Genomic DNA, 21,991 nt, shown 5'->3' on the forward strand with positions numbered 1-21,991 from the left:
TATTAAAAAGGTTTTTCTGGTACACTTTCCCAGTCTTTTAAGAATCTCTCTAATCCTATATCAGTTAAAGGATGTTTTGCAAGTTGAGATATTACGTTGTAAGGTATAGTGGCTATATCTGCTCCTATTATTGCAGATTCAAGAACATGTATCGGATTTCTAACAGATGCTACAATTATCTCTGATTTGAAGCAGTAATTTTCTTTTATTGTCTTTATCTGTCTTATTAAATCCATTCCTGTATGGCTTATATCATCTAAACGACCTACAAAAGGTGATATGTAAGAAGCTCCAAGTTTCATAGCTAGTAGTGCTTGTGCCGGTGAGAAAACAAGTGTTACATTTGTTTTAATACCTTTACTCTCAAAGTATTTTACAGCTTTTAACCCTTCGACGGTCATAGGTATTTTTATTACTACATTTTTTCCAAGTTCTGCTAACTTTTCACCTTCCCTTACCATTCCTTGATAGTCTGTACTTGCAACTTCAAGGCTTACGGGTTTATCGGGAACTTCACTTAAAATTTCTTTAACAACCTCCATAAATGGTCTTTTCGTTTTTGCTATCAATGTAGGGTTTGTGGTAACTCCATCTAAAAATCCTAAACTGTTTGCCTTTCTTATCTCTTCTATGTCTGCTGTATCAATGAAAAACTTCATCTACCTTGCACCTCCTACTGTTTTGTATACATCGTAAAATCTTGTGTTTAACCATTTTATATCAAACCATTCTACAGGGTTTACTTCTATACCGTTTACCAAAACTCCGTAGTGTAAATGGTCTCCTACGGCTAAACCAGTAGCTCCTGTTTTCCCTATAAGTTGTCCCTTTACCACTTTTTGTCCCTCTTTAACGTTAATCTGGCTTAAGTGGGAGTAAAGAGTATAGACACATAAACCGTGATCTATTATCACGCTGTTTCCATATATACCTAAAAATCCTGCAAAAACGACTTCTCCATTATTAGAAGCTTTAACGTCTGCATTTTTTACAGAAGCAAAGTCAAAACCTTTATGATATGCATCTGCTCCTTCTATTATCTGACCGTTGTATCTATACTTTCTATAATCAGCAAAACCACCAAGTTTAGCCGAGTTTTCTAAATATGTAAACTCTCCCTCAAACGTAGGTTTTAAGTTTTTACACTCTGATGCTTTTTTATGAATTAAATCTTCGTTTCTTTTTCTAATTTCTACGTTTACGTATTTGAAAAGGTCAACTGGATTATTAAAGTCTTTATCTGATAATGGTTTTACTTTTGTTTGTATAAAGTTATCATCTATATCTAAGATAGATTTTGCATAGTTAATCCATTTTACATTTATTTTTAATCCTTGATTAACAGTGTTTCCTGCGTAGTCTGATGCGTTTAGTACTATAGGTTTTACACTTTCAAAGTGGTAAGGAATACTAAAAGGACAGACATATGTTTGGTTTATCTTTAAGCATTTAAAGTTAACATCACCTACGTTAACATTTACACTTTTTAGTTCTTCGTTTGCTTGGAGAAAAACAAATCCAGTTCCACCGTTAATCATATTTTGGGTGTAGTTTAGTATTGAGATAACAGGTGGTGTAAGGTCAATGTTAATCTCTCTTTCTAATACAGTTTTATTTTTAAGTAAGGATTTATCTACAGCTTGCACCATCAAAACTGCTTTTCCTTCAAAAAGACCATAACTTTTAGGATTTACTTTTAATCTTATTTCTTCCTCTTTTTTACCGTCTAAATTTTTACTGTATATCTTTATGACGTTGTTTCCTTGCTTTAAAAAGATTTCAACATCTTTCAATCCCGGTTTTTCATCTTTTACATAAATATCAACAATACCTTCACTACCTATAGAATTTAAACCTTTATATTCTACTGTCGGTTTTGAAAAATTAATAATTCCGCTAAAGTAAGCTAAACCTAAGACTACTATAAAAAATAAGATTACAAATAACTTCCTCATCTACACTCCTTCAGATATCCTCTTTTCTAAAAATGCCTTTCTTGCAGTGTATTTATTGTAAGCGTCGACGTAAGCTTTTAAACTTGCTTCTATAATGTCTGTTGATGTTCCCTTTCCAGAAGCAACGTAATCTGTATCATCAAACTTAACCAACACTCTAACTTCTCCCATAGCATCTTTACCAGAAGATAAAGATCTTATTGTATAATCTAAGAGTTTACCTTTTATACCTATTGCCTTTTCTACAGCGTTAATTACGCTGTCTATAGGCCCATCACCCGAAGCTGTAGATATTATCTCTTCTCCGTCTTTTTCTATTTTTACAGTTGCAGAAGGTATAACGTTGTCTCCACTTACTACATGGAAGTAGCTAACCTTAACTTCGTTTTCAAAGAATGAAAACTCTTCTAATATCAACGCTTCTATATCCTCATCAAACACTTCCTTTTTCTTGTCTGCAAGTTTTTTGAACTTTAAAAACAATGAGTCTATCTCCGCATCTGATAGGTTTGTGTATCCCAACTCTTGAAGTCTTGTTTTAAATGCATGTCTTCCTGAGTGTTTTCCAAGAACTATTTTTGATTTAGGTACTCCTACATCTTCAGCTCTCATTATTTCGTAAGTTTCTCTGTGGGCTAATATTCCGTGTTGATGTATTCCAGCTTCGTGGGCAAAGGCGTTGTCCCCTACGATTGCCTTGTTTGGCTGGACAAAACTTCCTGTAATTCTACAGAGCAATCTACTTGTTTTGTATATCTCTTTAGTGTTTATAGTAGTGTAAATTCCTTTAAAGTAATCGTGTCTAACTTTTATAGCCATTACTACTTCTTCTACAGCTGCGTTTCCTGCTCTCTCTCCAATACCGTTAACTGTAGCGTGAACCTGTCTTGCTCCATTTTTTACAGCTGCCAAAGAGTTTGCTACTGCTAAACCAAGGTCGTTATGACAGTGAACACTTATAACAGCTTTATCTATATTTGGAACATTATTTTTTATATCTTTTATAAGCTGTCCAAACTCTTCTGGAATGGCATAACCTACTGTGTCAGGTACATTTATAGTTTTAGCTCCAGCTTTTATAACAGCTTCAAAAACCCTATATAAAAACTCTCTCTCAGACCTAAAAGCGTCCTCTGCTGAAAACTCAACATCATCTGTGTATTTTAAAGCGTATTTAACAGCTGCAACAGCTCTTTCTACAACTTCGTCTGGTGTCATTTTCAATTTGTACTGCATATGAATTGGAGATGTTGCTATAAATGTATGTATTCTTCTATTTTCAGCTGCTAAAAGTGCTTCTCCAGCTTTATCTATATCAGATTGTAATGCCCGTGCTAATGAACAAACTATAGCGTTTTTTACTTCTTCTGCTACTCTTTTTACGGCTTCAAAGTCTCCCTCTGAAGCAGCTGCAAACCCTGCCTCAATAACGTCTACTCCCAACTTTTCAAGTTGTAAAGCCATCTTTACTTTTTCTTCAACAGTCATAGAAAACCCTGGAGCTTGCTCTCCATCTCTTAAAGTTGTATCAAATATAATTAACTTTTCCATAGTGTCCTCCACAATTTAAAAGTAATTCTTAATAAGAAAAAATATGATACCATAAAAACTATTTATCAAGGAATTTGCTTTTCTCTGTCTTTGTGTTAAAATTTTATCAGTAAAGTAAGCTAAGGAGAATAAATATGGCAAAAATAATCCAAAATTTTGAGCTATTTAATGCAGAAGAAAAGAAAGTGTCTTTAAATCAACTTTTAGGGGAAGGTAAACCTATTTTCGTATACATATATCCAACAGATGAAAAGTTTAGATGTAACAGATCTGAATGCCCATTTAAAGAAAACTTAGAAAAAATAGCCTCTTTAGGAGTGATTGTTGTTGGAATAAGTGAAGACCCAATCGAAGTCCATAGAAAATTTAAATCAGATTACAATATAACATTTGAGCTTCTCTCAGATCCAACTTTAACAGTTATAAAAGGGTTAGGAGCATATGAGAAAGTTGACGTAAATGGAATAGAGAAAGAAAAGATAATAAGAACAGGAATACTTGTTGATGAAAAGGGTTATATAGTAAAAATTTGGAAACCAGAAAGAATAGAAGAGTCTGTTGATGAGATAATAGAAGAAATTAAAAAACTTAAAAAAATTTAATTAGGAGGTTTAAAATGGGTTCAATAGGATTACCAGAGTTACTTATTATATTTGGAATACTTGTTTTACTCTTTGGAGCCAAAAAACTTCCAGAGATAGGAAGAGGTTTAGGCGAAGGTATAAGAAGTTTCAAGCAGGCTTTTTCAGGTGAAGAAAAGAAAGAAGAAGAAAAAGTGATTAAACCAAAAGAAGTAGAAGCTGAGGTGGTAAAAAAAGAAAAAGTAGAAGAAAAAACTTAAAAGTGTTTTTAATCATTCAATAATTTTATTTTTATTATTCTTAGTGGCTTTTTCTTTAAAAGCTGAAGGTAAAGATTTTTCTTCTAGTTTACTTGATAAAGATGTTGAAATAATGTATCATCATCAATGATGAAAAGTTCATTTGGAACAAAGAGAAAACTTCCTCACTCTTTTAAAAATTTCTACTCTTGATAGATATAGCTAAATATCTAAGGGCGAATTTTTAATTTTAAAATAAAGTTTTAATGAGTAAAATGGTCGGTAGAGGACTTGAACCTCTGACCCCCTGCGTGTCGAGCAGGTGCTCTGCCAACTGAGCTAACCGACCAAAAAAAGAATTATTAAGAAAGGATATGATTGAAAAATGACCCCAACGGGATTTGAACCCGTGTCGCCGGCGTGAAAGGCCGGTGTCCTAGGCCAGGCTAGACGATGGGGCCATATTCTTTTTGAAGTGAGTCGCCTGGGAATCGAACCCAGGACCACCGGTTTAAAAGACCGGTGCTCTACCGACTGAGCTAGCGACTCACAACTACAGATCAATAATATACCACATTAGTTGATTCTATGCAACTGTTTTATTACAATAGATGGAAAACTTTTGTGAGGTTATTACATGAAAATCGTAGATAAATTAAAAAAGGAGAAAGTATCTATATCTTTTGAATTTTTTCCTCCAAAAACAAAAGAGTTAGAAGATTCTTTGTTTAAAACTATTGAGGAATTAAAACCTATAAACCCTACTTTTGTATCTGTCACTTACGGAGCTGGAGGAAGTACAAGGGAAAAGACAAGAGATATTGTGAAAAAAATTCATGAAGAAACAAACCTTACAGTTATGGCACATTTGACCTGTGTAGGACATTCAAAACAAGAAATCAAACAGATTTTAGAAGATTACAAAAATATTGGTATTGAAAATATATTAGCTCTTAGGGGAGATATACCTCTGTCTTTTGATAAAAAAGATATTCCTTTAGATGGTTGTAAACATGCATTTGAGTTAGTATCTCTTATTAAAGATAACTTCGGAGACTACTTTTGTATAGCTGTAGCATCTTATCCGGAAGGGCATCCAGAAAGTCCAAACCTTGAAAGGGATATTTACTACTTTAAACAAAAAGTAGAAGCTGGAGCTGATTTTTCTATTACTCAGATGTTTTTCGACAACTCTTACTTTTATGATTTTTTAGATAGATGTACAAAAGCTGGCGTAAATATTCCCATTATTCCTGGTATTATGCCGATTACAAACTTCAATCAGATAAGAAAGTTTGCATCTTTATGTGGTGCTACCATACCAGAAGATGTGGTAAAACTCTTTGAAAAGTATGCAGACAATCCAGAAGAAACTAAAAAAATAGGTATAGAGTTTGCTACAAAACAATGTGAAGACTTATTGAAAAATGGCGTAAAGGGCTTACATTTTTACACATTGAATAAGTCAGATGCAACTATCAAAATTTATAATAATATAAAAGCTCTGTTATAATTATTTATACTTTACCTTGAGTGAGAAATTCATTTTTTCAATTTTATTTCTAATAAAAAGCCAAAAGTAGCTCGGGTTATAATATACCCAAACTACTTTTGGGAGGTCAAAAAATGCAACTGGAAAAGTCTTATAACATACTTCTCAAAAATTTTCAATCATTTAAAGTTTCTTTTTATAAGAATACAGCTAAATCTAATGCTGGTAGAAAACCAAAAATTACCGATGAAGAAATAGCAGCAGTTTTCATCTTATCATACATAACTGGAATGCCTGTTTTGAAAATAGCAAGACAATTTATTGATGACTCTATAAAGTCTTATCACATATTCAGAAAATCAAGAATTAAAAGAATATACGAACTGCTTAGAATATATCTACAAATGAGAATACTGTCTGTAATTATAGAAGTTTTGGTATCTAATAAAAAACCAAGGCTTATAGTAGATGGTACAATACTTCCAGTAGCTAATGTAAACAGAGCAAAAACCCAGAGAATAAAGAGATTTAATGGAAAGAGGTTTTGGGTAAGAAGAAAAAGAAATCTATACAGTCAACACTACAAAAAAAGAGTAAAATTTGAAGAGATATACTATGGAGTGCTTGTTATGATAATTTGTGATACAAAGGGAAGAGTTTATGACATTTGGTTTCATCCAGCAAGTTATCATGAAGTTAAATCTTTTAGGTTAAGAGCAAAAACTAGTATTTGGTTTAAAAGACTTATAAGCCTTTTTGAAGTAATAGGAGACAAAGGCTATAGAGGATGTGAGAATGTTATCGTATGTGAGACAAAAGAGGATAAAGCTCAAAGGCAGATTATTGAGAGCGTATTTTCAAGGTTAAAACAATTTAACGCTCTTAGCAGATGGAGAAAAGGTATAACGCTTCTTTCATATTTGTATGCTTATGCAATAGGTTATAGCTTTTTCAGGTACTGTGAGGTTTAATTATGGCATTAATTTCTCACTCAACGTATATAAAAGCTCTGTTATAATTATTTATACTTTTTATATAGGAGGTTAAAAACAGTTAACAGAAACTATTAAAGAATAGTATAATAGTAATTATTATGAAACCAAAACTCTTAACTATAAAAAACTTAAAAGGTGTTTACAGGAAAAGAAAATGATAACACTACACTGTAAACTAACTTTTGAAAACGAAAAAGACAAACAAACATTGATAGACCTAATGAGAAAATTCTCTTCCTGCTTTAAATACTCATACAACAGACTACTTGAAGGACACTCAAGAAAAGACCTTAAAAAAGATTTACAAAAAATGTTTAACATAAACTCAAGATATATAGACGATGCAATATTCAAAGCAAAGTGGCTAATAAACAGCTGTATAGAAAGAGAACAAAATCCTAAAAAAGTTATATTTGGAGGTAAAAGACTATTTCAACTCCTTAAAAACAAACACATAAACGGAAAATACAGAGAAAAACTAAAACAAAAATGGCAAGATAGAAGAAAGCACTGCCTATACTCAAGAGGAGATAAATCTAAAAAAGGAAACCTAAATACAAGAATAGAATTTGAGAAAGATAAAATAATATTAAGAATAAACACAGGAGAAAGAAACTGGATAAAAGCAAACATAAAAAGAACAGTATACAGACAAAACGATAAATGGACTAACTTCATAGCAGACCTAATACAAGCAAACCAAACAAAACAGTACTTCCCATACTCAGTAGAGATTAGAAAGATAAACAACGATTTCTACGCATTTATAAGCTACGAAGAAATAAAGACAGAAGAACCAATAATAACAAAAGACAACGGAGTAATAGGGATAGACATAAACGCAAATCCATTTCACATAGCAATGGCTTTTGTAAAGAAAGATGGCAATTTAGAAAATATAGAGAAATTATATTTACACAATCTTTTAAACAAGACAAAAAACCAAAGAGAATACATATCTTGGCAAATAGCACACCAAATAACAGACATTGCTAAAGAAAGAAATAAGGCAATAGCAATAGAAAACTTAAAAGACATACCAAAAGGTAGTAAAGGAGATGGGAGTAAGAAACTGAGAAAAATAAAACAACAATGGATATACAAAGGCTTGTTAGACAAGATAAAAATACTTACCAAAAGAAAGAGAATACAAGTAATACAAGTAAATCCAGCATATACATCAATAGTAGGGTCATTAAAGTATGCACCACAGTATAGTTTAGACAAAGATATAGCAGGAGCATTTGTAATAGGAAGAAAAGCATTAGGATTTAAAGAAAAACTACCTAAGAATTACGAAAAACTAATAACAGACAGAGAGTATTTAAACTTTGCAATAGAAAGACTACAAGAAGAAAAACAAAAAACACAAGAGAAGTTAAAAACAGAAAACAATCAGTATAAAAGAAAACCAATAATAAAAAATATAAACGATTTAAGTAAACAGATAAGGATAATCCAAAGCCTTTACAGTGAGCCACAGACCCAAGATACTGTCAACCTAAGGAAGGAACAGATGAGGGGCTTGTATTGGACAAGTTATAAACTGTGGCAAGTTGTAAAGGTAGCCCTTACTATCCCTATTCTGGGTAAGTCTTTAAGTAGAGACTTATCACCCTTAAAGCCAATACTGGTAGAAGGGGATTGGGATAGGGTAGTAAATAAATCGTGTTTCAAAACCAAAGAGGCAATAGAAGATTTGAAACACGATTTAGGGATAGTTCCTACTTCTTGGGGTAGGGGCTATGATGCAAGCGAAATACCGCCAGCTGGGGATAGCTTGCATCTGAATAAGGCGGAATACAAATACCCCAGCCCAGAGTGTATGAATCTATAAAACACTTTGGTTTACCAGGTAATTAAATATGGGAATGACAATAACCGAAAAGATAATAGCAGCTCACGCAGGAAAAGATTATGTAGAGCCGGGAGAGTTAGTAACAGTAAAAGTAGACTTAGCAATTGCAAACGATATCACAGCTCCACTTGCCATAAAACAACTTGAAAAGTATGGTATAGATAAAGTTCACGATCCAAATAAAATAGCTTTAGTTATGGATCACTTCTTTCCACCAAAAGATATCTTATCTGCTCAGCAGATCAAAATATCAAGAGATTTTGCTAAAAAGATGGGAATAAAAAATTACTTTGAAGGTCAAGACAGTGGAGTAATGCACACTTTACTTCCTGAGAAAGGCTTTGTCGTTCCGGGAGACCTTGTAATAGGAGCTGACTCTCATACATGTACTTACGGTGGAATAGGTGCCTTTTCTACAGGGGTAGGTTCTACAGATATAGCTTACATATGGGCTACTGGAGAAACTTGGCTAAGAGTTCCAGAAACTATGAAATTTACCTTTTATGGAAAACCACAAAAATGGGTTGGTGGTAAAGATTTTGTCCTTACTGTTATTGGAAAGATTGGTGTTGATGGAGCATTATATAAAGCTATGGAATACCACGGGGAAGCTATAAAAGCTTTAGACATTGATAATAGACTTACTATTGCCAATATGGCTATAGAAGCTGGTGGAAAAAATGCAGTAATAGAAGCAGACGAAAAAACTATAGAATGGGTTAGAAAAAGAACAAACAGAGAATTTAAAATATACAAGTCAGACCCAGATGCAAAGTACTGTTGTGAGTACGAATTTGACGCAAATAAAATAGAGCCAGTTGTAGCTTGTCCTAACCTACCTTCTAATGTAAAACCTGTTAGTGAGGTAGCAGGAACACATATAGATCAAGTATTTATTGGATCTTGTACAAACGGAAGACTTTCAGATTTGAGAATTGCAGCAGCTATACTAAAAGGTAAAAAGGTTCATCCAGAAGTTAGATGTATAGTTATACCTGCATCCGACCAAATATACAAGCAAGCGCTTCACGAAGGTATAATAGAAATTCTTGCAGATGCAGGATGCTTAATAAGTACTTCTACCTGTGGTCCTTGTCTTGGAGGCCATATGGGAATACTTGCAGAAGGAGAAGTATGTTTATCTACTTCAAATAGAAACTTTGTAGGAAGAATGGGTCATCCAAAAAGTCAAGTTTACCTCTCAAGCCCTGCGGTAGCAGCTGCTTCTGCAGTTCTTGGAAGAATTGCCCATCCTGATGAAGTAGCAAAGTATGAAGATGTTGAAACTTTAATCACTTTATAAAGGGGGATAAACAATGGCTTTATGGGATGTTTTAGTAAGAATTTTAGTAGGAACAATGTTAGTATACCTTGGTGTAGAAAAAGGAGGAGTTTTTGTTGTTTCTACTTTTGTAGGTGTAGTTTTACTACTTACTGCAATTACAGGTTTTTGTCCACTTTATAAAATAGCTGGAATATCCTCAAAGGAAGAAACTACAGCATCTTGAGTAGAATCTTAGCTTTAGATATAGGAACAAAAAGAATTGGGGTTGCTGTAAGTGACCCCCTTGGTATAACTGCCAAGCCTTTAGATTACATTAAGAATGACGATAATGTTTTTCAAAATATAAAATCTCTAATAGAAAGTCAAAATGTGTCAACTGTAGTTATTGGACTTCCTATAACTCTAAAAGGTTTACAAGGTCAGCAGGTAGAGTATACAAAAGAGTTTGCAGAAAAATTAAAGCACTACATTCCACATATAAACATAGTTTTTATAGACGAGAGATTTACAACATCATTAGCAGAAAAACATCTCTCCCAAACTAAGAAGAAAAAAAATATAAAAGATTATATAGACAGTTTGTCAGCTGTTTTCATACTTCAAACTTACTTAGACAGCCTTTCTTTTGGTAGATGAAAAGGTTTCTATTTACAGCTTTTACAATTTTAACTGCTTTTATTTTACTATCATTAATCCTTATAAACAAAAAAATGTATATAGATAAAGAGATAACAATTCCCAAAGGTTCATCTACCTTTGAGATAGGAGAGATTTTAGAAAAGGAAGGAGTAATTATCAATAAGTACATATTTATTATATACACTAAAATTCATAAAGATGAAACTATAAAGGCTGGAACTTACCAGTTTAAAGGAAATTACTCATTAAAAGATATTTACGAAAAATTAGCAAAAGGAGAAGTAAAGCTCAGGCTCTTTACTATAGTGCCTGGAGATAACCTTCTTGACATTGCAGAAAAGTTAGAAAAAGAAAACATCCTTAAAAAGGAAGATTTTATAAAGTTTGTATTTAACAAAGAAAACGTTAAAAAGTATGGACTTGTAGGTGAATCCTTTGAAGGCTACTTCCCTCCAGAAAGTTATGCTTTAGATGAAAAAGAAACTGTAGAAACACTTATTGCTAAATTTTTAGAACTATTTAAAAAAAGGTATCTACCTTATAAAGAAAAAATTGAATCAAAAGATTACTCACAGTTTTACAAAAAAAGAATAACATTTTACGAGGCTATGATAATAGCTTCTTTAATAGAAAAGGAAACCTATATACCTGAAGAAAAACCTATCATAGCTTCTGTGATTTTTAATCGTTTAAAAGCCAATATGAAGTTAGACATAGACCCAACAGTTATATACGCTTTAAGATTAAAAAATCTTTACTCTGGTAATCTAACAAAGGAAAATATGAGAATTGACTCACCTTTTAACACATATAAGTATAAAGGTTTACCACCTACTCCTATATGCAGTTTTAGCCTATCCTCACTGGAAGCCGTACTTAACCCTGCAAAAACTAATTACTTTTACTACGTTTTATCAAAAGATAGAAAAAGACATATATTTTCAGATAATTATCAAGACCACTTGAAAAATGTTAAGGAAAATATAAAAAGCTATTGACAGTAAGGATAAAATGTAGTATTATATTTACCTGTTATTGCTTGGGCGGTTAGCTCAGCTGGCCAGAGCACCTCCCTTACAAGGAGGGGGTCAGAGGTTCGAATCCTCTACCGCCCACTAAGTGAATAAGACGGAGCCGTAGTTCAGCTCGGCCTAGAACGCCTGCCTGTCACGCAGGAGGTCGCGGGTTCGAATCCCGTCGGCTCCGCTTAATAAAAATAAAATCTTAGAGTAAAAAATGCATCGTAAAAGAGAAAAATCTGATTACATAGTACATAATGTAGATTTGGCTTTTGATATTCTTTTTTACATCGCAAGAAAACAATCTGTAAAAACTAAAGATTTAGAAGAAAAATTTAACGTTTCCCCTACAACCTTAGAAAAGATATTAGAAACTCTCGTTATCAGAGGATACTTAGATTTTAATAAAAGAAAAAAACTGTATACCCTTGGAATAAAAAACTTTGAACTTGGTCATTCTTACTTATCCCACTCAGAGATAAGAAGACAAGCAAGACCGTTTCTACAAAAACTTTCTGAAGAGTTTCAAGAAAATGTCTACCTTGCTACACGAAGTGGATTTGAGATAGTTTACATAGACGTTTACGAAGTAGAAAGAAATGTTGTTGTTAAATCAAGGGTAGGAAGATTACTTCCAATGTATGCCTCTGCCTCTGGGAAAGTGCATCTTGCCTTTATGGAAAAAGAAGAGATTGAAGAATTTTTTAGAGAAGTAAAGTTAGAGAGATTTACAGAAAATACGATAACTGATAAAAACTTACTTTTAAAAGAGTTAGAAGAAGTTAGGAAAAAAGGTTATGCAATTGACAACGAAGAGTGGGAAAAAGAAGTAAGATGTTTATCCGTTCCAGTTAGAGATTACACTGGAGATGTTGTTGCCGCTTTGACATTATCAGCTCCAGCCTTTAGACTTTCTTTTAATCTTTTACATGGTAAGATGAAAGATAGCTTTTTAAAAGCAAGTGAAGAACTCTCAGAAAAGTTAGGGTACTCAAAAGAAATTCAACTATGAAAGAAAAAGTCATAAAATATACCATAGACCTTGTTAACATTCCGTCTGTAATAGGTAATGAAAAAGAGATAGCAGACTTTGTAGAAAGTTTTTTGAAAAAAATTTTGAAAAACATCATAAGATACAACAACTCTATAATTGCCTACAACGATTTAGACCCTAACAAAAAAACTATAACTCTACTGGGACATTTAGATACAGTCCCTGGAATAAACGAGTTTACAGGTAAGGTTATTGACGGCAAGATATACGGACTTGGTGCAAGTGATATGAAAGGTGGCCTTGCTGTTATGATGGCACTGGCTGAACTTTTCTCAAAAACAGAGAGTAGATATAACCTTATATACGTGTTTTACGAAAAAGAAGAAGGCCCCTACGAGACAAACGGTTTAGAACCACTTTTAAAGAATTATAACATTGTTCAACAATCTGACCTTGCCTTTGCCTTAGAACCTACAAACAATAAGATACAGATGGGTTGCCTTGGTACAATGCACGCTTGGGTTAAGTTTAAAGGAAAGAGGGCACACTCTGCAAGACCTTGGGAAGGGGAAAACGCAATACACAAAGCTTATAAACTTTTAGAAAAACTGTATAACTTTGGTAGAAAAGAGTATGATTTTGAAGGTTTAAAATACTTTGAAGTTTTAAACGCAACGATGGTTGAGTATAGTGGTGGTAGGAACATTATTCCTGATGAGTTTAAAATAAATCTAAACTACAGGTTTGCTCCGGGAAAAACAATAGATCAAGCAAAAAAAGAACTTATAGACTTTGTAGAAGGTCAGGCAGAAGTAGAGTTTACAGATGTATCTCCAGCAGGAAAAGTCTGTAAAGACAACCCTATTTTAAAAGAGATGATAAGTAAGTACAATTTAGAAGTAGAGGCAAAACAGGCTTGGACTGACGTTGGAAGATTAAGCATGTATGGGATAGACGCTGTAAACTTTGGTCCTGGAGACACAGCCCAAGCACACCAAAAGAATGAGTATATCCCCATTGAAAATCTTGAGAAAAACTTTGAAATCTTCTCTAACTTTTTGTCATGTTAAGCTGTCTAAATCCATCGTAAGTGTAAGTCAAAGTTGATAATACCATAAATAAAAGTGTAATGCCTATTAAAGTATCGTAAAGTAGTTCACTGTAAAAGTTAATATTTACATTTGATAAGAGAGTGTATATAACTGTTGTAATTTGGAAAAAGGTTGTAGCTTTACCAAAAACTGAAGGATTTACTTTTAAATAACCTTTTATAAAGTAAATTAAAAGACTTCCAGCTAATATGTATAAATCTCTTGATATAACTAAAACAACAAACCAAAAGGGAAACTTTATAGGTAATTGGGAGTTAAATATAAAAATAAATGCAGACACAAGTAGAGTTTTGTCTGCTATAGGGTCTACGATTTTTCCAAACTGTGATACTTGATTAAACTTCCTTGCTATATATCCATCAATGGCATCTGTCAATCCTGCTACGGTAAATACAACAAGAGCAATAAAAGGTTTTTGATACCATAGAGCAATTATAAAAACAGGAACAAGTAAAAGCCTTATCAAAGTTAGCATGTTTGCAAGATTACTTTTAATCAACTACTTTAAAAACCTCTAAAAACATAATGTTAATAATATTATTACACACCGTTTAATTTTTTGGTGAAAAAAACAGTTAAATAAAATCGTTGTAATTAACATACAAAGTTTGCATAATTAAAATTATGAAAAAATATTTAACTATATTTCTGCTTTTTTATAAGGTATGTTTTGCCAGTCAGTTAGATGACCTAATTAGTTTTGCTGAAAAAAACTCTCCAAAGTTAAAAGAGTTTAATCACCAAAAAAATATAAACTCTTTAAAACAATCATACATCTTATCTTTACCTAATCCGAAGTTGTATGTTGGATTTAGTAATTTTGAGATTAATAAACCTTACTTATCTTCTAACAATCCTATGGGTAGTTTTTTGATAGGATTATCCCAAGAGTATCCATTGCCTATTAAAAGATATCTTGACAGTCAAATAGTTTCAAAGGAAAATGAACTGATAGATTTAAATAGAACTATTTTGGAAAGACAGTTAAAAAGACAGATAAAAGAAAATTACGCAGATTTTATTTTCTCTTTTAGAAAAGAAGAGGTTATAAACCAGCAGTTAGATTTGTATAAAAAGTATAAAAAAATTTTTGAAGAGAATTACAAATATGGAAAAGTTCAGCTTAAAGATATTCTAAGTTTAGATGTAAAAGTGTTAGAAACTCAAAAGATTTTAGAAGAGATAAGCAAGGAAAAAGAGATTGTTAAAAATCAGATTTTTTATCTAATAGGAGGAGATTATCCCTTAAATGATGATAAAACGTTCTATATAGAAGATTTTTCGGAAAAATCTGATGTAGATGATAGTGTGTATATAAAACAGATTGAAATAGATATAGAAAAAACAGAAAAAGAAATACAAAGGTCTAAAGTTGAATATCTACCAAATTTAGAGTTTACGGGAGAGTATATGTACAGAAAAGGTTTACCTGATATGTTTACTTTTAAAATTAGTATAACTTTACCTGTTTTTAAATCAAAAAAAGAAGATTTGATTGAGATTCAAAAGAAAGAAGAAAAATTAATAAAACAACTTCAACTAGAAAATGAGAAACTTAGGATTAAAAATCTTTTTCATACTGTAAACATAACATACAACAAAAACAAACAGCTTATTGAAATATACGAAAAAATACTTCGAGAAAAGGAAAATCAGATAAAGGCGATAGAGCTGTCTTTAAAGTATGGAAAGGCAGAGCCAGATGAAATTTTAAAAACTCTTGAAGAGATTTTTCAGATTAAATTGATGGTTTTAGATTTAAAGTTAGAGAATTTAAAATTAAGATTTAAGTTAGAGGAAATTTTATGAGAAAGTACTTGATTATTAGTTTTTTACTTGTGTTAATTGGTGCTTTGGCATACAATCTTTTTTACAAAAAGCAGAATTTAAAAACAGAGAACAATGAAAATTATCTTTTTTCTATAAGAGATAGAGAAACAGAGATTACTGTATACGGTGTTAAAAAATCGTTAGATGTTGGTTTAAACAAGATTTTTATAAAATCTAACAAAAACATAAAAGAAGTTTACTTTTATATGCCTCCTATGCCAGGAATGGGTGAGATGAGGGAAGATGCACAGCTTAAAAAGACAGGAGATGATATTTATGAAGCTACAGTAAACATATCTATGGCAGGTGGTTGGCAGGTAATTTTTGTTTTAGATGATAAAAAGTTAAGCTATAACCTTAATATTCCATTTTATCCAGACGGTGAAAAACAAGCTCAAAATAATAGCTTACAGTTAGATACTCAAAAAAAGGAGTATATAGGACTTGAAGTGGCAGATGTCGGTTATAAAGAATTGACAGAGAGTTTTAACGTTGTTGGTTATGTATCTTACGATTTATCAAAAGCAAAAGTTATAACATTAAGGTCTGATGGCTGGGTGTTAGATACCTTTGAAAGATTTGAAGGAGAGGAGATAAAAAAGGGAGCTCCACTTTTAAAAATTCTTAATCCTGATTTAGAGATAGCAAAAGAAGAGTTAAAACTTGCTAAAAGTTTAAACAGGGAAGATTTAGAAAGAGCCGTTTTAGAAAAGTTAAAGTATCTGGGAAAAGGAGAGGTAGTAGTTTCTCCAGTTAGTGGTGTAATAACTAAAAAGGCAGTTTACGATGGTGGATTTGTAAAGTCAGGAGAAGTTGCCTATGAAATAGTTGATACTTCTACTTTATGGATTGTAGCAGAAATTCCATATATTTATCTATCTTCTGTGAAGAAAAATATGGAAGTTTTAATATTATCTGTTGGGTCTGAAGATAGTATAACTGGAAAGATAGATTACATTTTTCCTCAAGGAGATAAAGAATCCAAGACTTTTAAAGCTAGGATAAAGCTTGTGAATCCTAAAAACTTAAAGATAAATCAATTGGTAGATGTTTTAATAGAAAAACCTTTAGGAAAGGTTTTAGCTGTTCCTGAATCTGCAGTTATTGATACTGGAGATAAACAGATTGTATTTTTAGAGATATCTGAAGGTAATTATATTCCTAAAAAAGTAAAAATTGGAAAATGTGTTCAAGGTTACTGTCAAGTTTTAGACGGACTTAAAGAGGGAGATAAAGTTGTAGTAGAAGGAAACTTTTTACTAGATTCAGAAGCTCAAATTAGAAATATTTATTAAGGAGGTATCACCATGAGATTGATTTTAGCTGTTATTTTACTTGTTATTACTACTTCCTTTGGACAACCAAAGGAGCTACAAAAGGAAGAAAGATGTCCTATATGTGGTATGAGTGTAAGTCCTAAAGATAAACTTCTTTCTCAGCTAAAGTTAAGAGATGGTTCTTACAAATTTTTTGAAAGTCCAAAACATGCTTTAAAATTTTACTTTTTAAATCAAGATAAAGTATTAGAAATTTGGGTAAAGGATTACAGTACTGGAAAGTGGATTGACGGAAAATTGGCTTATTATGTAATTATTGAAGATGGACCTATGGGACCTGATTTGGCTCCATTCTCTACAAAACTTTCAGCTACAAAATTTGCTAAGAAAGAAAAGGTATACTCTTTCAAAGATTTAACTAAAGAGTTAATTGAAAAGTTAGATATACACACTCACTAAAATGGATAAATTAGTAAATATTTTAATTAAATATAGGTTTGTAGTTTTATCTTTCTGTGTATTTATATTCTTTTACGGGTTATACTCTATTAAAAAAACGCCTTTAGACGCAATTCCAGATTTAACAGATACACAGGTTATAGTATACTCAAAATGGATAGGTCAATCGCCTTCAGTGATAGAAAACCAGATTACTTATCCTATTGTTTCAAACTTAATGGGACTTGCAAAGGTTAAATCTGTTAGAGGTTATTCTATGCCTAATTACTCTATTATTTATGTAATTTTTCAAGATGGCGTTGACTTATACTGGGCAAGAAGTAGAGTTTTAGAGAAGATATCTTCCATACAAGATAGTTTACCGCCTCAAGCTAGTGTAGAACTCTCTCCAGATGCTACAGGTGTAGGATGGATATACCAGTACGTGCTCGTTTCAAAAAATAGGTCTTTAGACGAGCTTTGGTCTATTCAAAACTTTTACCTAAAGTATGGACTACTATCTGTTGAAAATGTTGCAGATGTTGTATCAATTGGTGGTTTTGAAAGAGAGTTTAGGGTTATTTTAGACCCAAAAAAATGTTTTCAATTTAATATATCTTTAGAAGATGTTGTAAAGGCTTTAAAAGAGACTAATAAAGAAACAGGTGGGAAGTATATAGAGTATAACTCTAGAGAGTTTATCGTTAGGTCTAAAGGATATATATCGGCTATAGATGATATAAAAAATACTGTGGTAAAAGTACAAAATTCAGTTCCAATAAAAATTGGAGATTTTGCTAAGGTTGTGGAAACTCCAGCTTTTAGAATGGCAACAGCTGATTTTAACGGTCTTGGAAATACTGTTGGTGCAGTTGTTATAATGAGGTCAAATGCAAATGCTTATGAAACAATTAAACAAGTAAAGGAAAAATTAAATAGTCTTAAAGCTGGTTTACCATCAGATATAGAAATTATACCTGTTTATGATAGGTCAAAACTCATAGAAGACTCTATAAATCACTTAAAAAAAGTTTTAATTGAAGAATCCTTTGTTGTGGTAGTTGTAATAGGATTATTTTTACTCAGTATTACCTTGGGTATTGTTGTTGTAATTTTTTTAGTTTTGTCTGTTTTAACTACTTTTATTCTTATGAACTTATTTAACATAAACTCAAATATAATGTCTTTAGGTGGAATAGCCATTGCAATAGGTACGATGGTAGATGCATCAATAGTCTTAATAGAGTCCTTTGTTAAAAGGAAAGAAGAAGGTAAATCAGTAGTAGATGCACTTAAAGAATCTTTTTCTGAAGTAGGAAAACCTATATTTTTAGCTTTACTGATTGTTGCTGTTTCTTTTATCCCTTTATTAGCTTTAAAAGGTCAGGCTGGAAAGTTGTTTCATCCTCTTATCTTAACAAAAACTTTCTCAATGCTTGTAGCTTCTGTTTTATCTTTGGTTGTTGTTCCAGTTTTAATCTACTACTTAGGCAGAGGAAAGTTTATTCCAGAAGAAAAGCATCCTTTAGTTAGGTTTTTTATAAAAATTTATACTCCTTTGTTTTTTCTGGCGGTAAGGTACAGATACATAGTACTAATACTTATACCTATATCTATTGTAGGAAACTATCTAATCTATAAAAATTTACAAAAAGAGTTTATACCACAGCTGAATGAAGGTGTAATAATGTATATGCCTATTACATCAGCAGGTATATCTATTCAAGAAGCTCAAAGATTACTGACTTTACAAGATAAAATAATAAAAAAATTTCCAGAAGTTGAGACTGTTTTTGGTAAAGCAGGAAGAGCTGATACAGCAACAGACCCAGCACCTTTATCTATGATAGAAACTATTATTACTCTTAAACCTATTGATAAGTGGCGTGATGGAATGACTTACGAAAATTTAATTTCACAGTTAGATAGACAGTTGCAACTACCTGGAGTTGTAAACAGCTGGACTATGCCGATTAGAGGTAGAATTGATATGATATCTACTGGTATAAGAACTCCACTTGGAATAAAAGTTTATGGGTCTGACATAAACCAAACCCTTGAATTAGCAAAAAACATAGAGATGTCTTTAACGGGTATAGATGGTATTATGAGTGTCTTTGCAGAAAGAACATCTTACGCTACATATTTAGATATAGTTCCAGATAGAGAGAAGTTAGCACTTTATGGTTTAAGAGTAGAAGATGTAGCAAAAACTATTGAGTATTTATTTGGTAATATTCCTGTTTCAGTATACATATCTGGTAGAGAAAGGTATAACATAACAATTGGTATTCCAAGGGATTTGAGACAGTTTCCAGAGGAGGTTATACTACCGTTAAACGATAAATTTATTCCGTTAAAAGCAGTTGCAGAAGTTAAGAGAGTATCATCTACAGCTGAAATTAAGTCGGAAAATGGTCTATTTGTGTCATACGTTTACATAACACCAAAACAAGATGCAGATATTACTAAGATAGTACAAACGGCTACAGAAAGGATTAATAAAGAAGTAAATTTCCCAGCAGGCTACTACTATCAATTTAGTGGCCAGTTTGAATACTGGCAAGAAGCTTTAAACGATTTAAAATTGATAATTCCTTTAGTTTTGATAACAATTTTTGTTTTAGTTTATTTAAGTTTTGAAAGAGTGTTTGAAACAGTTTTAGTTATAGTCACTTTGCCTGTATCTGTATTTGGAGGATTTTTGGTAATGTATATATTGGGATACAAGCTAAGTATTGCAAGTATTACAGGTTTTTTAGCACTTCTTGGGGTAGCTGTTGAAATGTCAATAGTAATGATTATTTATATAGTTAACGCATTAAAGGAATCCAAAATCGTCAGTAAAGAAGAATTTATAAATAAAGTATACTTTGGGTCGGTTAAAAGAGTTAGACCAAAAACTATGACTTTGATAACAATTTTAGCAAGTTTAATCCCTGCAGTTTTACTAAAAGGACCAAGTTCTGAGATTATATCTGTGGTTGCACTTCCTATGTTGGGAGGAATATTAACTTCTTTTATAACTTCCCTTTTCTTAATTCCTGCTTTATACAGTTTAAAAGTAGGAAAGGAAATAAAGTCCTATTAATCCTGAAAAAACTCCGAAAAGATAACCGGTGATTACATCTAATGGGAAGTGAGCTCCCATGTAAACTCTACCATAGCCAACTAAAATCATTAAAATAAAAAGTATTATAGACAAAGGTAAACTTCCGTAAAATAAAGACACAGCAAATATAGTGGCAACGTATCCACTGTCAGCTGAAGGGAAACTTTTTAAGCTTACAGGTTCAAGTAGATAAACGTTTTCAAGTAGTGAAGAAGGTCTTTTGTGTCTAAATATATATTTTAAGGTAGGCATAAGTATCCCTGTTATTATCAGACTTACAATAAGATGTTTAAAGGCAGATGTTCCTGTAAAGATGTAAAAAAGTAAAAAGTAGATAGGTAAAGAGTAAGTCTTTCCCATATAAAAAAAGTATCTGTAAAACCTATCTAAAAATTTAAACCTTCTATGGTTTATCAAATAAAACAGCTCTATGTTCCACTTTATTGCTACTTCCCAATCCCTTCTCAATCTATCACCTTAAACTTGTTTGTTATCACTACTGGTCTAAATCCAAAGTATAGATTAAAGATTTTAAAATCATACTCATAAACTTCTACGTGGTAGTCTCCCTCTTTATCAACCTTAAAAGAAAACTCTTGAATATCTGTTTTTACAATCGGATTACAGTTGTGGTAGATAAATGTGATACCTTTTTTTAAGGACTTTATGTTTATATTACCCCCTAACTTTAAACTTTCTCCTAATATTTTAACTCCTTCTTTGTCTTCCCCGTATATATCTATGAATTTTTGGTTGATAGATAGATAGAGGTTTCCTTTTTCCAGAGCTTTTAAGACTTCTTGTTTTGTCCTTATTGGTTGTTTTGAGTAAACTTTGTTTATCAGCCATTTAAATCCAGCTCTGTAAGAAGGGATTAAAAGTCCGTGAGTTCTCTCTTGATAAACAACCTTTACGTGAAGGTCAAGTCCACCTATTATGTTTAGATGTTTAGCTCTATCCCAGTAAAGCTTTCTCCACTTGTCTATAGGTATAAGACTGTTCCATTTATGGACTATGTTTCGTGTAAGTGGGTAGATAATTATATTTTTTACAAGTGCTAATCCAGTTATAAACTTGTTCCATACAACTATATCTTTAATGTCTATAAACTCGTAGAGGTATCCTTCTTTAAAATCCCCTTTCCATCGGTAGTGTTCAAAATCAAAGTTATGAGGGTGGGATATAACTGGAAGTGTATTACCAAGAAGTAGCAACCTTCCATCTGGAGTGTTTTTTTCTACTCCAGAAAATACTCTATCATCCTCAAATAGTCTGTAGTCTGTATTGTCGTGGTCTGTTATAAAAACAAAGTCTATACTGTTTTCTTCCATAGCTTTTTTTATATCAGAAGGTTTGCCTAAAGAATCAAAAGAAAACTGAGTGTGAACGTGGGCTACAACATTGTACTTATAAAGATTTACTTCTCTAAATTCTTTTTTAGAAATCTTATCAAGATTTACAATTCTAACTGCTCTAAATTCAAAATAGAGTATGTATAAAAATAATAGCAGTAAGAGTAATTCCATTCTTCTCCTAAAGATGAAATTAAACAAAAAGATTATAGCATAAAACATATATGTTATAATAATTGCAAATAATTTGCATTTGCATAAG

At 32.0% G+C, this 21,991-nt stretch carries 21 protein-coding genes and 5 tRNA genes; 17 read left to right on the top strand and 9 right to left on the bottom strand.

Going from position 1 to position 21,991, the window contains the following annotated elements; all coding sequences use genetic code 11:
• Nucleotides 1-2 precede the first annotated feature (2 nt).
• From fsa to SULAZ_RS03750, 3 genes are read right to left on the bottom strand one after another with little or no spacing between them, the layout of a single operon-like run.
• Nucleotides 3-659, bottom strand: a complete 657-nt coding sequence (gene fsa / locus SULAZ_RS03740) for a fructose-6-phosphate aldolase (protein WP_012674127.1) — start codon at nucleotides 657-659, stop codon at nucleotides 3-5.
• Nucleotides 660-1,955: a M23 family metallopeptidase gene (locus tag SULAZ_RS03745; RefSeq protein WP_012674742.1), complete on the bottom strand. Its 1,296-nt coding sequence runs from the start codon at nucleotides 1,953-1,955 to the stop codon at nucleotides 660-662.
• Nucleotides 1,956-3,506 (bottom strand): 2-isopropylmalate synthase, encoded by a 1,551-nt coding sequence (locus SULAZ_RS03750; protein ID WP_012674346.1) that lies wholly within the window; start codon nucleotides 3,504-3,506, stop codon nucleotides 1,956-1,958. It abuts the gene before it with no gap.
• A gap of 134 nt (nucleotides 3,507-3,640) precedes the next feature.
• Between SULAZ_RS03750 and SULAZ_RS03755 the strand changes: the two genes are divergently transcribed.
• A complete protein-coding gene (locus SULAZ_RS03755; RefSeq protein WP_012673753.1) occupies nucleotides 3,641-4,108 on the top strand; it encodes a peroxiredoxin in 468 nt (155 codons plus the stop codon).
• 14 nt (nucleotides 4,109-4,122) lie between these two features.
• Nucleotides 4,123-4,347 carry a Sec-independent protein translocase subunit TatA/TatB gene (locus SULAZ_RS03760; RefSeq protein ID WP_012673893.1) on the top strand — a complete coding sequence of 75 codons (225 nt, stop codon included), beginning with the start codon at nucleotides 4,123-4,125 and terminating at the stop codon, nucleotides 4,345-4,347.
• Nucleotides 4,348-4,602: 255 nt separating this feature from the next.
• Here SULAZ_RS03760 and SULAZ_RS03765 read toward each other — a convergent pair.
• The 3 genes from SULAZ_RS03765 to SULAZ_RS03775 form a co-directional block, all read right to left on the bottom strand.
• Nucleotides 4,603-4,675, bottom strand: a tRNA-Val gene (locus SULAZ_RS03765).
• A gap of 37 nt (nucleotides 4,676-4,712) precedes the next feature.
• Nucleotides 4,713-4,787 (bottom strand) — tRNA-Glu (locus tag SULAZ_RS03770).
• A gap of 15 nt (nucleotides 4,788-4,802) precedes the next feature.
• Nucleotides 4,803-4,875 (bottom strand) — tRNA-Lys (locus SULAZ_RS03775).
• 88 nt (nucleotides 4,876-4,963) lie between these two features.
• On the opposite strand from SULAZ_RS03775, the gene metF reads away from it, so the two are divergent.
• The 11 genes from metF to dapE all read left to right on the top strand — a co-directional run bounded on the left by metF (nucleotide 4,964) and on the right by dapE (nucleotide 13,678).
• Complete coding sequence (metF, locus tag SULAZ_RS03780; protein ID WP_012674867.1) at nucleotides 4,964-5,839, top strand: methylenetetrahydrofolate reductase [NAD(P)H]; 876 nt, start codon at nucleotides 4,964-4,966, stop codon at nucleotides 5,837-5,839.
• 113 nt (nucleotides 5,840-5,952) lie between these two features.
• Nucleotides 5,953-6,789 carry a hypothetical protein gene (locus tag SULAZ_RS03785; protein WP_012674896.1) on the top strand — a complete coding sequence of 279 codons (837 nt, stop codon included), beginning with the start codon at nucleotides 5,953-5,955 and terminating at the stop codon, nucleotides 6,787-6,789.
• Nucleotides 6,790-6,967: 178 nt separating this feature from the next.
• A complete protein-coding gene (locus SULAZ_RS03790; protein WP_012673909.1) occupies nucleotides 6,968-8,650 on the top strand; it encodes an IS200/IS605 family accessory protein TnpB-related protein in 1,683 nt (560 codons plus the stop codon).
• A 28-nt stretch (nucleotides 8,651-8,678) separates the two neighbouring features.
• Nucleotides 8,679-9,974, top strand: coding sequence for a 3-isopropylmalate dehydratase large subunit (gene leuC, locus SULAZ_RS03795; RefSeq protein ID WP_012673803.1), 1,296 nt, complete (start codon nucleotides 8,679-8,681; stop codon nucleotides 9,972-9,974).
• Between the two features lie 13 nt (nucleotides 9,975-9,987).
• Nucleotides 9,988-10,179, top strand: coding sequence for a YgaP family membrane protein (locus SULAZ_RS03800; protein ID WP_012674520.1), 192 nt, complete (start codon nucleotides 9,988-9,990; stop codon nucleotides 10,177-10,179).
• Complete coding sequence (gene ruvX / locus SULAZ_RS03805; RefSeq protein ID WP_012674522.1) at nucleotides 10,176-10,592, top strand: Holliday junction resolvase RuvX; 417 nt, start codon at nucleotides 10,176-10,178, stop codon at nucleotides 10,590-10,592. Before SULAZ_RS03800 ends, ruvX begins: the two co-directional genes overlap by 4 nt.
• Nucleotides 10,589-11,593, top strand: a complete 1,005-nt coding sequence (gene mltG / locus SULAZ_RS03810) for an endolytic transglycosylase MltG (protein ID WP_012673797.1) — start codon at nucleotides 10,589-10,591, stop codon at nucleotides 11,591-11,593. The genes ruvX and mltG overlap by 4 nt, the downstream gene beginning before the upstream one ends.
• A gap of 43 nt (nucleotides 11,594-11,636) precedes the next feature.
• Nucleotides 11,637-11,710: transfer RNA gene (locus tag SULAZ_RS03815), tRNA-Val, on the top strand.
• A 15-nt stretch (nucleotides 11,711-11,725) separates the two neighbouring features.
• A tRNA-Asp gene (locus tag SULAZ_RS03820) sits at nucleotides 11,726-11,801 on the top strand.
• 30 nt (nucleotides 11,802-11,831) lie between these two features.
• Entirely contained in the window at nucleotides 11,832-12,626 is a 795-nt protein-coding gene (locus SULAZ_RS03825; RefSeq protein ID WP_012673902.1) for an IclR family transcriptional regulator, read from the top strand.
• Nucleotides 12,623-13,678 carry a succinyl-diaminopimelate desuccinylase gene (gene dapE / locus SULAZ_RS03830; protein WP_012674145.1) on the top strand — a complete coding sequence of 352 codons (1,056 nt, stop codon included), beginning with the start codon at nucleotides 12,623-12,625 and terminating at the stop codon, nucleotides 13,676-13,678. Before SULAZ_RS03825 ends, dapE begins: the two co-directional genes overlap by 4 nt.
• Here the strand turns inward: dapE and pgsA are convergent.
• Nucleotides 13,659-14,219 carry a CDP-diacylglycerol--glycerol-3-phosphate 3-phosphatidyltransferase gene (pgsA, locus tag SULAZ_RS03835; RefSeq protein ID WP_012673664.1) on the bottom strand — a complete coding sequence of 187 codons (561 nt, stop codon included), beginning with the start codon at nucleotides 14,217-14,219 and terminating at the stop codon, nucleotides 13,659-13,661. The genes dapE and pgsA overlap by 20 nt on opposite strands.
• A gap of 125 nt (nucleotides 14,220-14,344) precedes the next feature.
• Here pgsA and SULAZ_RS03840 point away from each other — a divergent pair, with 125 nt between their 5' ends.
• From SULAZ_RS03840 to SULAZ_RS03855, 4 genes are read left to right on the top strand one after another with little or no spacing between them, the layout of a single operon-like run.
• Nucleotides 14,345-15,529, top strand: coding sequence for a TolC family protein (locus SULAZ_RS03840; protein ID WP_012673509.1), 1,185 nt, complete (start codon nucleotides 14,345-14,347; stop codon nucleotides 15,527-15,529).
• Nucleotides 15,526-16,845 (top strand): FixH family protein, encoded by a 1,320-nt coding sequence (locus tag SULAZ_RS03845; protein WP_012674816.1) that lies wholly within the window; start codon nucleotides 15,526-15,528, stop codon nucleotides 16,843-16,845. The genes SULAZ_RS03840 and SULAZ_RS03845 overlap by 4 nt, the downstream gene beginning before the upstream one ends.
• Nucleotides 16,846-16,857: 12 nt before the next feature.
• On the top strand, nucleotides 16,858-17,286 hold the full coding sequence (locus tag SULAZ_RS03850; RefSeq protein ID WP_012673828.1) for a nitrous oxide reductase accessory protein NosL: 429 nt from the start codon (nucleotides 16,858-16,860) through the stop codon (nucleotides 17,284-17,286).
• A 1-nt stretch (nucleotide 17,287) separates the two neighbouring features.
• Nucleotides 17,288-20,356, top strand: coding sequence for an efflux RND transporter permease subunit (locus SULAZ_RS03855; RefSeq protein WP_012673439.1), 3,069 nt, complete (start codon nucleotides 17,288-17,290; stop codon nucleotides 20,354-20,356).
• Here the strand turns inward: SULAZ_RS03855 and SULAZ_RS03860 are convergent.
• Both SULAZ_RS03860 and SULAZ_RS03865 read right to left on the bottom strand, forming a co-directional pair.
• Nucleotides 20,324-20,845: a phosphatase PAP2 family protein gene (locus SULAZ_RS03860; RefSeq protein ID WP_012674595.1), complete on the bottom strand. Its 522-nt coding sequence runs from the start codon at nucleotides 20,843-20,845 to the stop codon at nucleotides 20,324-20,326. The two genes, SULAZ_RS03855 and SULAZ_RS03860, sit on opposite strands and share 33 nt — an antisense overlap.
• The gene (locus SULAZ_RS03865; RefSeq protein WP_012673464.1) at nucleotides 20,842-21,903 is read right to left on the bottom strand and encodes a PHP domain-containing protein; all 1,062 of its coding nucleotides are present in this window, start codon (nucleotides 21,901-21,903) and stop codon (nucleotides 20,842-20,844) included. Before SULAZ_RS03865 ends, SULAZ_RS03860 begins: the two co-directional genes overlap by 4 nt.
• Nucleotides 21,904-21,991: the final 88 nt, after the last annotated feature.

It is taken from the genome of Sulfurihydrogenibium azorense Az-Fu1 (genome assembly GCF_000021545.1).
GTDB lineage: Bacteria > Aquificota > Aquificia > Aquificales > Hydrogenothermaceae > Sulfurihydrogenibium > Sulfurihydrogenibium azorense.